Below are 13,071 nucleotides of genomic sequence, written 5' to 3'. Positions count from 1 at the left end.
CCGGTATCCGACAGGCTGGACGACGACCGAGTTGCGACATCGCTCACACGAGACCATGGGGACCACATGAGATCCGGCACCGCACTGGCCATCGAGACCACTGGATTGATCAAACGTTTCGGCTCCAACACCGCCGTCGACGGCGTCGACCTCGCTGTCCCCACGGGCGGTGTGTACGGGGTGCTGGGTCCGAACGGCGCCGGGAAGACGACGACGATCCGCATGCTCGCGACGTTGCTGCCGATCGACGGCGGCTCGGCCCGGGTGCTGGGCCACGACGTCGCGAAAGAGGCCGAGACGGTGCGCGCCAAGGTGTCCCTGACGGGGCAGTTCGCGTCGCTCGACGAGGATCTGACCGGCACCGAGAATCTCATGCTGCTGGGCCGGCTGTACGGGTACTCGCGGGCCGCGGCCCGCTCCCGCTGCGACCAGCTCCTCGACGCGTTCGGACTCCAGGAGGCCGGCGGACGTCAGGTCAAGACCTATTCGGGTGGCATGCGCAGGCGCATCGACATCGCTGCCAGCATCATCGTGACCCCCGAACTGATCTTCCTCGACGAACCGACGACCGGCCTCGATCCACGCAGCCGCAACCAGGTGTGGGAGATCGTCCGCGCCCTGGTGGCGGGAGGCACCACCGTACTGCTCACCACCCAGTACCTGGACGAGGCGGACCAGCTGGCCGACCGGATCGCCGTGATCGACCACGGCAAGGTCATCGCCGAGGGCACCACCGGCCAGCTCAAGGCCTCGGTGGGCTCCGGAGCCCTGCACGTCCGCGTCGCCGAGCCTTCCCGGCGGGCCGACGCCGCCGTGACACTCGAACGCACGCTCGGCGTGCCCGTCAACCTCGAATCCGATCCCGCCGCGCTGACGGCACGCATCGACGACCCGCAGCGGGTGGCTCGCGCTCTCGCCGCACTCGACGACGAGAATCTCGCCGTCACGACGTTCGCGCTCGGCCAGCCCAGCCTCGACGAGGTGTTCCTCGCCCTGACTGGGCACGGCGCCGAGACCACCGCAGACTCCGACACCCTCGAGGGGACCGCGTCATGACCGACACCATCACCACCTCTGCGCAGGCGGTCGGCAACGTCCTGCAGATGCCCGGGCCGCGCCCGGCACGGCCGAACGCGCTGTCGACGTCGATGTCGTTCGGGTGGCGCGCCCTGCTCAAGATCAAGCACGTGCCGGAACAGCTGTTCGACGTGACCATGTTCCCGATCATGTTCACGCTGATGTTCACGTTCCTGTTCGGCGGTGCGCTCGCCGGTTCGACCGGGGCCTACGTCCAGTTCCTCATTCCGGGCATCCTCGTGCAGACCGTCGTCATGATCACGATGTACACCGGTCTCACGCTCAACAAGGACATCGAGAAGGGCGTCTTCGACCGTTTCCGCTCCCTGCCGATCTGGCGGCCGTCACCGCTGGTGGGCGCCTTGTTCGGCGACATCGTCCGCTACACGATCGCATCCGTGATCGTGCTGATCCTGGGCCTGATCCTCGGGTTCCGGCCGGCCGGCGGCGTCGTCGGAGTGGTGCTGTCGGTCCTGCTGTTGCTGCTGTTCTCGTTCAGCCTGTCGTGGGTGTGGACGATGTTCGCGATGCTGCTGCGCACCGAACAGGCCGTCATGGGCGTGTCGATGTTCATCCTGTTCCCGCTCACGTTCGCCAGCAACATCTTCGTCGACCCGTCGACGATGCCCGGCTGGCTGCAGGCGTTCGTCGAGGTCAACCCGATCAGTCACCTAGTCACGACTCTTCGCGCGCTGTGCGAAGGCTCGTTCGAGTTCGGCCAGATGTCGGGCGTGCTGATCTGGTGCGCCGGGTTCATCGTCATCTTCGGACCGCTGACGATGCGCCTGTACAACCGCAAGACGTAGACCCGGATTCTTCGACCCACGAAGAGAGCGGCCCGCAACCGGTATCGGTTGCGGGCCGTTCTCTTCGTTGTTCTCGGTTGTTCTCGACCGCCTGGGAGTGTGTGTCAGGCCCGGATGTCCGCGGTATCCGCGGTCTCCGCGGACTCGTCCGCATCGGCAGGCTTCTGGATGTCGATGGTCCGGCGCAGCGGAGTGTTCGGGATGAAGATCACGCACACGAGCGTGATCAGGGCGACCGCCGCCGCGATCAGGAACAGCAGTCCGGTGGCGTCACCGTAGGCGCCACGGATGATGTCCGCGATCGGGCCCGGCAGTGCGTTCAGGTCCAGATTGCCGCCGCTACCCGGAGAGTGCGTGTCGATACCCAGCTTCGCGAACCCGTCGGCCGACAGGGTCGTCACGCGGGTGGCGAGCACCGAACCGAGAACCGACACACCGATCGCACCGCCGAACGTCCGGAAGAACGCCACCGAACTGCTGGCGGAGCCGATGTTCTGCACACTCACGGTGTTCTGGACGGCGAGCACCAGGTTCTGCATCAGGCTGCCGACGCCGATACCGACGATCGCGATGTACACGCCGATCAGCCACAGGCTGGTCTCGTGGTCGATCGTGCCGAGCAGTCCGAAACCGATCACCAACAGCACCGCGCCGCCCACGATGAAGGGCTTCCACTTGCCGAATCGGGTGATCAGCTGGCCGGAGACCACCGACGAGATCAGCATGCCCATCACCATCGGGATGGTCAGCACACCCGCGATCGTCGGGGAGTGCCCGCGCGCAGTCTGGAAGTACTGGCCGAGGAACGTCGTGGCACCGAACATCCCGACACCGACCGCGATGGACGCGATGATCGCCAGACCGGTGGTCTTCTCGGTGATGATGGCAAGCGGAATGATCGGCGACTTGACCTTCGATTCCACGATCACGGTCGCGATCAGCAGCAGCACGCCGACGCCGACGTAGATCGCCGACTCCTTCGAGATCCACGCGTAGTAGTCCGCCTTACCCGCGAACGACACCCAGATGAGCAGGATGCTGACGCCGGCGGTGAGGAGCGTCGCGCCCAGCCAGTCGATGGAGACGTCGTCCTTGCGTTCGGTCGCGATGTGCAGCGTGCGCTGGAGCAGGAACAGCGCGACGACCGCGATCGGCACACAGACGAAGAAGCACCAGCGCCAGCCGAGCGGGCTGTCGACGATCACGCCGCCCAGGATCGGGCCACCGGACATCGAGACCGCCATTGCGGCACCCATGTAGCCCGAGTAGCGACCGCGGTCGCGGGGCGGAATGATGCTGCCGATGATCGCGACGACCAACGCGGTCAGACCGCCCATGCCGATGCCCTGCACGACGCGCGCCGCCAGCAGCACCGGCACGTTGTGCGCGAAGCCGGCGATGACCGAACCGATCACGAAGATCACGATCGAGGTCTGGACCAGGATCTTCTTGTTGAACAGGTCGGCGAGCTTGCCCCAGATCGGGGTCGACGCCGCGTTGGCCAGCAGCGCGGTGGTGATGACCCACGCGTACTGGGTCTGGTTGCCCTTCAGGTCACCGATGATCGTCGGCAACGCCGTCGAGACGATGGTCGAACTGAGCAGTGCCGTGAACAGCGCTGCGATGAGGCCTGCCAGGACCTCGAGAATTTGGCGATGGGTCATCGCCTCTTCACCGGTACCTGCCCGGCTCTCCCCCACTGGTGTCGTCATCGAAGTGCTCTCCCACATTGATCGGCTACTAGAGGCGAGGGGTCGGGACGCGTGGTCAGCGAGTCGGTGAGTCGTTCGACAGCGGTCAACGCCGCCGTCGCCTCCTCCTGGCTCCACTCACCGAGCAGGGCGCGCAATCGCGCGGACCTGCGTTCCTTGGTGGTCTGCAACACCTCGTCGCCCTTTTCGGAGACCTGGACGCGGAAAGCCCGCCTGTCGTCCGGGTCCGGGTGACGCTCGACCAGGCCGGCGTCGACCAGTTCGGTCATCTGCCGGCTGAGCCCCGACTGGCTCAGACACAGAATCGACGCCAATTCGTTCTGTCGGCACGGTCCCCGGCCCGACAGCGCGACGAGCACGGCGACCAGTGCCGGGGCGATCGGATCGTCCGCTGTACCGGCGATCGCGTTCTTCAGCGAACGGCCGAACAGGAAGATCGCATCGACCAAGGCCTGCGCTGTGTCCGCCTGCACCGCCATCCGTGCACCCCGCATCCCTCATAATTACTTGCAGAGCGCAACTATATGCATAGTTGCGTGCCTCAAGCAATTACTTCCCAAATGCGACATACCGCATTTCAGGGTCCCTACCAGCGCTTTTGTAAAAACAGGGCGGCCGGTCCGTGTCCGGCGCCACGTCATCGAGTGAGTAGCGCGAGGCTCTCGACGTGATGGGTGAGGGGGAAAGCATCGAAAGCGCGAACCCGTTCGAGCCGGTAACCGCCCGCACGGAAGAGGGAGACGTCCCGCGCGAACGACGCCGGATCGCACCCGATGTGCACGATCCGCTGCGGGGCCGCCGCGACGATCGTGTCGACCACCTCGCGGCCGGCACCGGTCCGCGGCGGGTCGAGCACCACGACGTCGGGGGTGGGCAGATCGTGCAGGGCCCGCTCGACGCGCGCCGCGTGCAGACGGACCTGCGGGAGGTCGGCCAACGCCTCGCCGCCGTCGGCCACAGCCTGCTTCGAGAACTCCACCGAATCGACACGTCCGGTCACCCCGACCTGGTCGGCGAGGGTGGCCGCGAACACTCCCACGCCGCCGTAGAGATCCCACACGTTGTCACCCGCGGACGGCTGCGCCCACTCCCCCACGACCTGTGCATACGTCTCGGCCGCACCGCGGTGTGCCTGCCAGAAGCCGGTGGCCGCGAGGTGCCACTCCCGGCCGCCGACCCGCTCGACGGGTCGGCCGGAGCCGATGACGACCCGCTCGGCCCGGGTACCCGACGACGCCGCTCGTCGCGCCGTCGCACCGCGTCGTCCCGGACTGCGTCGGCCCGTGCGCGACACCTTGGCCGGGGCGGTCTCCACCACGTGCCGGTCGCCGTCCGCATCGAGCACCACCTGAACCTCGCCGCCGGGCTGCCACGACCGCTCGGAGAGCCCCGCGTACGCGGACAGGTCGATCTGCGGGCACGCCAGGAACGTCTCGATCTCGAGGCTGCGGTAGCGATGGAAGCCGGGACGCCCCGACGCGTCGACCGCGAGCCGCACACGAGACCGCCAACCGGTTCCGTTGCCGGTTCCGGGAAGCTGCTCGACGGCGACGTCCTGCTCGACGCCCGCGATCCGGCGCAGCTGCTCGGCGACGACGAACGCCTTCATCGACCGGCCCGCGTCGAGGGTGGCGTGCGAGTAGTCGCAGCACCCGGCACCGCCCGGTCCCGCGATGGGGCACAGCGATTCGATCCGGTCCGGGGACGGTGCGAGGATCTCGACGGCGTCGGCGCGGCAGAACGAACCACCGCGATCCTCCGTCACCAGTGCAACCACCTTTTCGCCGGGCAGGCCGTGCCTGACGAAGAGCACGCGACCCTCGTGCCGGGCGACACAGAACCCGCCGTGGCCGGGATTGCCCAACTCGACCTCGAGTCGACGTCCCGTCCAGTCCTCACTCACCACGAACCGCCCATCACTTGTCTTCCGTCTCGAATCCACGCCGAATTGCGCCGGGAGCATTGTCCACCCGTTCGCGCTTGACCTTCTCCGACGAGCTCAGCTGCCAGGGCACGCTGGTGACCATCACGCCCGGCTGGAACAGCAGTCGGCTCTTCAGACGCAGCGCGCTCTGGTTGTGCAGGATCTGTTCCCACCAGTGGCCGACGACGTACTCGGGGATGAACACGGTCACGACGTCGCGTGGCGAGTCCCTGCGGACCCGGCGCACATAGTCGAGCACCGGCTTGGTGATCTCGCGGTACGGCGACTCGATCACCTTGAGCGGCACCGTGATGTCGCTCTTCTCCCACTCTCGCACCAGTGCGCGAGTGTCAGGCTCGTCGACGTTGACCGTGACCGCCTCGATGGTGTCGGGCCGAGTGGCCCGCGCGTACGCGAGCGCCCGCATCGTCGGCATGTGCATCTTCGACACCAGGACGATCGAATGGGTTCGGCTCGGCAGGACGCCGTCCCACTCCTGTTCCTCGAGTTCCGCGGCGACGCTGTCGTAGTGCCGCCGGATCGACTTCATCACGATGAAGATCAGGATCATGGCGACGATGGCGATCCAGGCGCCGGCGGCGAACTTCGTCAGCAGCACGATGATCAGCACGGCGCCGGTCATCGCGAGGCCGATCGAGTTGATCACCCGCGAACGCTGCATGCGCCGACGCTGCGTCGGATCCGTCTCGGCCCGCAGGTGCCGGGTCCAGTGCCGGATCATGCCGGTCTGGCTGAGCACGAACGAGACGAACACGCCGACGATGTAGAGCTGGATGAGCTTGGTCACCTCGGCGCCGAACACCACGACGAAGGCGATGGCCGCGCCCGAGAGGAACAGGATGCCGTTGCTGAAGGCGAGTCGATCGCCACGGGTGTGCAGCTGACGCGGCAGGTAGCGGTCCTGCGCCAGCACCGACCCGAGCACGGGAAAGCCGTTGAAGGCGGTGTTGGCCGCGAGAACGAGGATCAGGGCCGTGACGATCGCCATGAAGTAGAAGCCGACCGGGAACCCGGAGAACACTGCCTCGGCCAGCTGCGCGATCAGCGTCTTCTGGTGATAGCCCTCCGGTGCCCCGACGAGCTGGGTGTCCGGATCGTGCGCGTAGACGATGCCGATCTTCTGGGCCAGCATGATGATGCCCATCAGCAGCACGATCGCGAACGTGCCGAGCAGGAGCAGCGTGGTGGCAGCGTTGCGCGACTTGGGCTTCTGGAACGCCGGCACGCCGTTGCTGATCGCCTCGACGCCCGTCAGCGCGGCGCAACCGGACGAGAAGGCGCGCGCGATGAGGAAGGCGAAGGCGATGCCGTACAGATGGGAATCCTCGGCCTGCAGATCGAAGGCCGACGACTCGGCGTGGACGTCGTCGCCGAAGAGGTAGATCCGCGCGAAACCCCATCCGAGCATGATCAGCATGCCGACGATGAAGGCGTAGGTGGGAAGCGCGAAGGCGGAACCCGACTCGCGGATTCCGCGCAGGTTCACGGCGGTCAGCAACGCGATCGCCGCGATCGCGAACAGAACCTTGTGCTGCGCGACGAACGGTACCGCCGAACCGATGTTCGACGCCGCGGACGAGATCGACACGGCGACCGTGAGCACGTAGTCGACCATGAGCGCACTGCCGACCGTCAAGCCCGCATTGGGTCCCAGGTTGGTCGTCGCGACCTCGTAGTCGCCACCACCCGACGGGTAGGCGTGCACGTTCTGCCGATAGCTGGCCACCACGACCGCCATCACCACTGCGACGGCCAGACCGATCCAGGGAGTGTAGGCGTACGCGGAGATGCCCGCGACGGAGAGGACCAGGAAGATCTCCTCGGGCGCGTACGCGACCGAAGACATTGCATCCGAGGCGAAAACCGGTAGCGCGATGCGCTTGGGCAGTAGCGTGTGCCCAAGCTTGTCGCTTCGGAACGGCCGCCCCAGGATCAGCCGTTTTGCGGCTGTGGAAACCTTCGACACCGCCAAAGCGTAAGCCGTCCGAACAGTTCCGTGACACGGGGGCGGCGCTCTGGGCGTTTCATCGACATTACTCTGCGCCCGAACTGCTGTGACACTCGCCCTCCCGCCCCGCACGACCGCGGATACTTGCTCTTCCCCAGGCGCGCTGTACGGTTCGATTCGACGCCGGCGGCAACCCGTCGGGTCTGACGTGAGATGAACGGAGTGGACGGGTGTACGTAGTCGTCATGGGGTGTGGCCGAGTCGGCTCGTCCCTCGCTACAGCACTGAGCCGGATCGGCCACGAAGTGGCGGTCATCGACCGCGACGAGAGCGCCTTCCTCCGCCTCGGGCCCGACTTCTCGGGTCACACGGTCGTCGGCATGGGATTCGACCGCGACGTGCTGGTTCGCGCCGGGATCGAACGCGCCGAGGCGTTCGCCGCGGTCTCCTCCGGCGACAACTCGAACATCATTTCCGCGCGCGTCGCACGCGAGACGTTCGGTGTCGAACGGGTCGTCGCACGCATCTACGACGCCAAACGCGCCGCGGTCTACGAGCGTCTCGGCATCCCGACCATCGCGACCGTCCCCTGGACCACCGATCGCTTCATGCTCGCCCTCGCCCAGGACGACCAGATCTCGAAGTGGCGCGATCCGTCGGGCACGGTCGTGGTCACCGAACTGCCGCTGCACGAGGACTGGGTGGGCCGCAGCATCACCGACCTGGAGACGGCGACGAGTTCGCGTGTGTCGTTCATCATCCGATTCGGGTCGGGGATCCTTCCGGACCGCAAGACCGTCATCCAGGCCCAGGACCAGGTGTACGTGGCCGCCGTGTCCGGGACCGTCGCGGAAGCGGTCGCGCTGGCCGGCAACCCGCCCCCGTCGGACGAGTGAGCCCGGACATGACCCCCTTGCCGTTCGACCCGATTGGATGTCCCTGATGAGAGTCGCCATCGCGGGGGCCGGCGCTGTCGGCCGCTCCATCGCCCGTGAACTCGTCCGCAGCAAGCACCACGTGATGCTGCTCGAACGCAAGCTCGAGCACGTCGAACCCGACGTGATCCCGGAAGCCGAGTGGGTGCACGCGGACGCGTGTGAGCTCAGCCTCCTCGAGGCCGCGCGACTCGAGACGTACGACGTCGTCATCGCTGCGACCGGCGACGACAAGGCCAACATCGTGGTGAGTCTGCTCGCGAAGACGGAGTTCGGGGCGCCCCGCGTGGTCGCCCGCGTCAACGATCCGCGCAACGAGTGGCTGTTCGACGAGTCCTGGGGCGTGGACGTGGCGGTGTCGACGCCGCGCATGCTCGCCTCGCTGGTCGAGGAAGCCGTGACGGTGGGCGACCTGGTGCGCCTGATGACGTTCCGTCAGGGACAGGCCAACCTCGTCGAGATCACACTGCCCGACGACACGCCGCTTGCCGGCAAGCCGGTGCGCAAGATCAAGCTCCCGCGCGATGCGGCGCTGGTGACGATTCTGCGCGGCGGCCGGGTCATCGTCCCGCAGCCGGACGATCCGGTGGAGGGCGGCGACGAGCTGCTGTTCGTCGCCGCGGTGGAGGTCGAGGACGAGCTACGCGCCGCGATCGACATCTGAGCCCGAGGACGGACCCGCTTCACCTGCCGAGGCGGGCTTCCCGTCCTCCGGTTCGGCGGCCGCGTCCGGCGGCTCGGGCGCCGGCTCGACCAGCCGGTCCGCCCGGCGCACCGCCCAGATCGTCACGAGGAGTACGAGTCCGGTGAGCGGCCATCCCATGCCGATGCGCGCAGCTGCGAGCCAGCCCGTCTGATCCGCGTCGTACAACTCGGACTGGACCAGGTAGCGTGCCCCGAACACCAGCGCCCACGCCGCCGTCGCGACGTCGTAGGCGCGTACCGCACCCTTGTGGGACTTCCAGATGTTCCGGTGACCGTTCAGATAGCCCCATGCAACACCCACGAGCGGCCAGCGCACCAGGATCGAGACCAGGAACACAGCCGCGTACAGCAGGCTCGTGTAGATGCCGAAGAGGAAGTAGCCCTTGGCATCCCCGGTTCGGTAGGCGATGAAGGCGCAGACACCGACCCCGAGGAAGCCGGAGATTGCCGGTTGGATCGGACCCCGCTTGACCAGGCGCCACACGAGGATCGCGGCGGCGACCCCGAGCGCGGTCCAGACCGCCGGCGCCAGGCCCCACAGACTGTTCGCCGGTACGAACACGACGATGGGCAACGACGAGTAGATCAGCCCGCTGAGTCCACCGAGCTGCTCGAGGATCGTCTGCTGCTTCGTTTCGGTCACGCGACGAGAGTGCCACATTCGGTCGGCGAGCCGCCGTCGGCACGGAGAACGGGGCCCGGAGAGCGACGTCGGTCAGGAGTCGCCACGGAGCTCGTAGTACGGGTTGAAGATCACCTTCTGACCGTCGCGGTCACCCACCCGGCCGCGAACCATCAGAGTCTTGCCCGGTTCGATGCCGGGGATGCGGCGGCGGCCGATCCACACCAGGGTGACCGGATCGGTGCCGTCGAAGAACTCGGCCCGGACACTCGCATTGGCCGACTTGGGACACGCCTCCACACTGCGGAGCCGGCCGAACATGGTGACCTCTTCGCCCCTGGTGCAGTCGCAAGCGCGGGTAGCGCCGGATGCCTGGGCGGTCTCGACCATCTCCTCGGCATCGAGCTGCTCGAGATCCTCGGTGAGTCGGCGAGTCAGCCTGCGAAAGTAGCCTGCCGCGGCGGGTGCCATAGCGCGCTCCTGGAGCAAATGGCGACGTATCCGAACGTCGCACGAAGGGTTGTATCTGGGTATAACGCTTGTCTTGCACGAATCCTGCCCGAGTCCCGTGAGGGACCCGAGCGGGGTCCATGAGGGTCACTGTAACCCTAAAGTGACCTGACAACCACAGCCGTCCTGATCCCCTGTGAAACGGACAGTGCAAGATCGAACCATGCAGCTGCAGCCGTGGCCCCCGGTGGCCGTCGCACTCCCCGGAACGGGCTCCGACGCGACCTTCGTCGATCGCGCCTTCCGGGCGGCGTTGTCCCAGGTAGGCGTCGCGACGATCGCGGTGGACCCGGACCCGCGACGGGTGGTGGGCAGCTACCGCGACGCCATGGACCGCGCGGCCGACGAGCACGGGACGATCGTCGTCGCGGGCGTGTCGATCGGCGCGGCCGTCGCACTCGAATGGGTGGCCGACAATCCCGACCGGGTTCGCGCCGTGCTCGCGGCACTGCCGGCCTGGACGGGATCGCCCGTGGGCACACCCGCGGCAGCCAGTGCCGTTTTCACGGCGTCCCGGCTGCGCGCCGACGGACTCGACGCCGTCACCGCCGAGATGACCGCGTCGAGCCCGCCGTGGCTGGCGGACGAACTGAGCCGTTCCTGGCGATCCCAGTGGCCCGACCTGCCGTCCGCTCTGGAGGAGGCGGCGTCCTACCACGCGCTCGACGTCGAGGACCTCGCGCGGCTGCGCGTGCCCGTCGGCATCGCGGCCGCTGTCGACGACGCCGTGCACCCCCTCGCGGTGGCGCAGCAGTGGGTCTCGGCGCTGCCGGCAGCCGACCTCGTCGAAGTACAACTCCAAGCGGTCGGCGACGATCCGAGTGTGCTGGGACGGGCGTGTCTGGCCGCGTTGGATCGCCGGATCCCGACGGCAGGTCCGGTCTAGGCGACCGTCAGAGACCGAGCTGCTGCATCGCGGAACCGGACTCACCGCGGCGCGGCGGTTCGGATCCGTTCCCGGACGGCGGCTGCTGCGACTGCCCCGCAGTCGCCTGGGCCTGCTCCTGCGCGGCCTGCTGCTGAGCGGCGAGCTGCTGGGCGTGGGCCGCCTGGAGCTGCTCCACGAGAACCTGAGGCAGCACGATGGGCAGCGGCGTGCGCACCGGGTGCGGATCGTTTCCGCGCGCGATCACCGTGTTCAACAGAACGGCCCGAGCGGTCGCGACGAGCGGACCGTCACTCACGACGGCCCCGGACGGCCCCGCCACCACGCAGCGAACCATCCAGCGCGGTCCGTCGACACCGATGAAGCGCAGATCTGCGTTGGGGGTCGCGGCTGCCACCTCGCGGCCCCACGGACCGGATTCGATGCTGACGTCGGCGTTGTCCGCACGCAGCGACTCCGCCAACTCCGATGCGACCTCGCGCCACTGGCCGGGCGACTTCGGCGCCGCATAGGCGGACACCGTGATGCGGCCGTACTGGGTCACGAGGTGGACGTTCTGCGGAGCGCCCTCCGGGGACATCTCGACCTGCAGCTGAGCCCCCTCGGGCATGGGCAGGAACACGGACCCGAGATCCAGCCGGGTCGCGGCCGGCTCCTCGCCCTCGCCGAGCTCGCTCACGTCGTACGGACCGCCGTCGAGCGCACCGACCGGAGCATCGAGTTCGGACTCCGCGGCGTCCTCCACGTCCTGATCGACCGGGGTGGCCTCGACCGGCGCGGTGTCCGCGTGCTCGGCTTCCTTCTTCTTGCGACGTCCGAACATGATCAGGCCCCTTCCCTCGGCTGCCGCGTCAACTCGTGCGGGCGGCCTTCCGTACCGTCGACAGCTCGATCGGCATTGTGCGCGTCGAGGATCGCATGTCCGCCGCTCGATCCGTAGCCGCCTGTCCCCCGGACCGTTTCGTCGAGCGTGTCGACCTCCACGAAGTCGACGAGCTCGACCTTCTGCACCACGAGCTGCGCGATGCGGTCGCCGCGACGCAGTTCGACGGGCGTCTCGAGGTCGTGGTTGATCAGGCAGACCTTGATCTCACCTCGGTAGCCGGCGTCGATCGTGCCGGGGGTGTTGACCACGGACAGACCGGTCTTGGCTGCCAGGCCCGACCGAGGATGGATCAGACCGACCGTACCGATCGGGAGCGCGACCGCGATGCCGGTTCCGACCAGGACTCGGCGGCCCGGTTCGATCGTGACGTCGGTCGTAGTACAGAGGTCGACGCCGGCGTCACCTTCGTGGGCCCGCCGGGGAAGCGGGATACCGGGGTCGAGTCGCTTCAACGCGACGGCAGGAAGATCGCTCACGTGCACCGAGACTACTCTGAAGGCGTGCCCGAATCGTCTCAGCCCGCAGCTACCACGCCCGACACCCGCACACCGATCTACTCGGAACGTCTGTGGGTGCCGTTGTGGTGGTGGCCTGCCGGATTGTTCATCGCAGGACTCCTGGCCGCCGAGATCCACATGGGGTCTCCCGGTGTACGGGCCTGGCTGCCCTACGTGCTTCTGTTCCCGTTCCCGGTGTGGGCGCTGCTCTGGGTCTCACGCCTACGAATCGAGGTGTTCGACGGGCCGGACGCCGAGCTCCGGGTCGGTCGCGCACATCTGCCGCTGTCGGTGATTTCCCGGACCGCGACCATTCCGCCGTCGGCGAAGAGCGCCGCGCTGGGCCGTCAGCTCGATCCGGCGGCATTCGTTACCAATCGGTCGTGGGTCAAGCAGACCGCTCTGATCGTCCTCGACGATCCGGAGGATCCGACCCCTTACTGGCTCGTCAGCACGAGGCGGCCAGCCGAACTGCTGGCCGCCATCGGCCGCGGGACTGCGCCCAAGGCGTAGCCTCGCTTCCTCGTGCGTGACCGGAGGGA

Annotated in this window: 14 protein-coding genes; 6 read left to right on the top strand and 8 right to left on the bottom strand. The window is 67.6% G+C overall.

Annotation, left to right across the window (positions count from 1 at the left end):
• Nucleotides 1–66 precede the first annotated feature (66 nt).
• Nucleotides 67–1,056 carry a daunorubicin resistance protein DrrA family ABC transporter ATP-binding protein gene (locus C7H75_RS11190; protein ID WP_013415826.1) on the top strand — a complete coding sequence of 330 codons (990 nt, stop codon included), beginning with the start codon at nucleotides 67–69 and terminating at the stop codon, nucleotides 1,054–1,056.
• A complete protein-coding gene (locus C7H75_RS11185) occupies nucleotides 1,053–1,883 on the top strand; it encodes an ABC transporter permease (RefSeq protein ID WP_005513604.1) in 831 nt (276 codons plus the stop codon). The genes C7H75_RS11190 and C7H75_RS11185 overlap by 4 nt, the downstream gene beginning before the upstream one ends.
• 104 nt (nucleotides 1,884–1,987) lie before the next feature.
• Here C7H75_RS11185 and C7H75_RS11180 read toward each other — a convergent pair whose 3' ends face one another.
• The 4 genes from C7H75_RS11180 to C7H75_RS11165 all read right to left on the bottom strand — a co-directional run bounded on the left by C7H75_RS11180 (nucleotide 1,988) and on the right by C7H75_RS11165 (nucleotide 7,506).
• Entirely contained in the window at nucleotides 1,988–3,547 is a 1,560-nt protein-coding gene (locus C7H75_RS11180; protein WP_106852005.1) for an MDR family MFS transporter, read from the bottom strand.
• Between the two features lie 44 nt (nucleotides 3,548–3,591).
• Nucleotides 3,592–4,074 carry a MarR family winged helix-turn-helix transcriptional regulator gene (locus C7H75_RS11175; protein WP_005513606.1) on the bottom strand — a complete coding sequence of 161 codons (483 nt, stop codon included), beginning with the start codon at nucleotides 4,072–4,074 and terminating at the stop codon, nucleotides 3,592–3,594.
• Between the two features lie 158 nt (nucleotides 4,075–4,232).
• Entirely contained in the window at nucleotides 4,233–5,498 is a 1,266-nt protein-coding gene (locus tag C7H75_RS11170) for a class I SAM-dependent RNA methyltransferase (protein ID WP_175280031.1), read from the bottom strand.
• Nucleotides 5,499–5,511: 13 nt separating this feature from the next.
• Nucleotides 5,512–7,506 (bottom strand): APC family permease, encoded by a 1,995-nt coding sequence (locus C7H75_RS11165; RefSeq protein WP_013415822.1) that lies wholly within the window; start codon nucleotides 7,504–7,506, stop codon nucleotides 5,512–5,514.
• A 212-nt stretch (nucleotides 7,507–7,718) separates the two neighbouring features.
• Here C7H75_RS11165 and C7H75_RS11160 point away from each other — a divergent pair, with 212 nt between their 5' ends.
• Both C7H75_RS11160 and C7H75_RS11155 read left to right on the top strand, forming a co-directional pair.
• Entirely contained in the window at nucleotides 7,719–8,384 is a 666-nt protein-coding gene (locus tag C7H75_RS11160) for a potassium channel family protein (RefSeq protein ID WP_064079648.1), read from the top strand.
• A 46-nt stretch (nucleotides 8,385–8,430) separates the two neighbouring features.
• Nucleotides 8,431–9,087: a potassium channel family protein gene (locus C7H75_RS11155; RefSeq protein WP_022595570.1), complete on the top strand. Its 657-nt coding sequence runs from the start codon at nucleotides 8,431–8,433 to the stop codon at nucleotides 9,085–9,087.
• Here C7H75_RS11155 and C7H75_RS11150 read toward each other — a convergent pair.
• Nucleotides 9,064–9,771, bottom strand: a complete 708-nt coding sequence (locus C7H75_RS11150) for a DUF3159 domain-containing protein (RefSeq protein WP_232286135.1) — start codon at nucleotides 9,769–9,771, stop codon at nucleotides 9,064–9,066. The two genes, C7H75_RS11155 and C7H75_RS11150, sit on opposite strands and share 24 nt — an antisense overlap.
• A gap of 72 nt (nucleotides 9,772–9,843) precedes the next feature.
• Complete coding sequence (locus C7H75_RS11145; protein ID WP_013415819.1) at nucleotides 9,844–10,221, bottom strand: OB-fold nucleic acid binding domain-containing protein; 378 nt, start codon at nucleotides 10,219–10,221, stop codon at nucleotides 9,844–9,846.
• A 202-nt stretch (nucleotides 10,222–10,423) separates the two neighbouring features.
• Between C7H75_RS11145 and C7H75_RS11140 the strand changes: the two genes are divergently transcribed.
• Nucleotides 10,424–11,146 carry an alpha/beta fold hydrolase gene (locus tag C7H75_RS11140; protein ID WP_084963330.1) on the top strand — a complete coding sequence of 241 codons (723 nt, stop codon included), beginning with the start codon at nucleotides 10,424–10,426 and terminating at the stop codon, nucleotides 11,144–11,146.
• A gap of 7 nt (nucleotides 11,147–11,153) precedes the next feature.
• On the opposite strand, the gene C7H75_RS11135 is transcribed toward C7H75_RS11140, so the two are convergent.
• The gene (locus C7H75_RS11135; protein ID WP_022595567.1) at nucleotides 11,154–11,969 is read right to left on the bottom strand and encodes a DUF3710 domain-containing protein; all 816 of its coding nucleotides are present in this window, start codon (nucleotides 11,967–11,969) and stop codon (nucleotides 11,154–11,156) included.
• A gap of 2 nt (nucleotides 11,970–11,971) precedes the next feature.
• The gene (dut, locus tag C7H75_RS11130; protein ID WP_005513618.1) at nucleotides 11,972–12,514 is read right to left on the bottom strand and encodes a dUTP diphosphatase; all 543 of its coding nucleotides are present in this window, start codon (nucleotides 12,512–12,514) and stop codon (nucleotides 11,972–11,974) included.
• An 18-nt stretch (nucleotides 12,515–12,532) separates the two neighbouring features.
• Between dut and C7H75_RS11125 the strand changes: the two genes are divergently transcribed.
• The gene (locus tag C7H75_RS11125) at nucleotides 12,533–13,042 is read left to right on the top strand and encodes a DUF3093 domain-containing protein (RefSeq protein WP_013415815.1); all 510 of its coding nucleotides are present in this window, start codon (nucleotides 12,533–12,535) and stop codon (nucleotides 13,040–13,042) included.
• Nucleotides 13,043–13,071: the final 29 nt, after the last annotated feature.

It is taken from the genome of Rhodococcus (subgen. Prescottella) equi (genome assembly GCF_003013675.1).
GTDB classification, from domain to species: Bacteria; Actinomycetota; Actinomycetes; order Mycobacteriales; family Mycobacteriaceae; genus Prescottella; species Prescottella equi.
The sequence above is the reverse complement of the archived record's forward strand: the minus strand, read 5'-3'. Positions and strand labels throughout refer to the sequence as shown.

Coding starts and splice junctions, on each gene's coding strand:
- C7H75_RS11190 (WP_013415826.1), top strand. CDS start 67: ATGAGATCCGGCACCGCACTGGCCATCGAGACCACTGGATTGATCAAA.
- C7H75_RS11180 (WP_106852005.1), bottom strand. CDS start 3,547: ATGACCCATCGCCAAATTCTCGAGGTCCTGGCAGGCCTCATCGCAGCG.
- C7H75_RS11145 (WP_013415819.1), bottom strand. CDS start 10,221: ATGGCACCCGCCGCGGCAGGCTACTTTCGCAGGCTGACTCGCCGACTC.
- C7H75_RS11140 (WP_084963330.1), top strand. CDS start 10,424: ATGCAGCTGCAGCCGTGGCCCCCGGTGGCCGTCGCACTCCCCGGAACG.
- C7H75_RS11155 (WP_022595570.1), top strand. CDS start 8,431: ATGAGAGTCGCCATCGCGGGGGCCGGCGCTGTCGGCCGCTCCATCGCC.
- C7H75_RS11185 (WP_005513604.1), top strand. CDS start 1,053: ATGACCGACACCATCACCACCTCTGCGCAGGCGGTCGGCAACGTCCTG.
- C7H75_RS11175 (WP_005513606.1), bottom strand. CDS start 4,074: ATGGCGGTGCAGGCGGACACAGCGCAGGCCTTGGTCGATGCGATCTTC.
- C7H75_RS11135 (WP_022595567.1), bottom strand. CDS start 11,969: ATGTTCGGACGTCGCAAGAAGAAGGAAGCCGAGCACGCGGACACCGCG.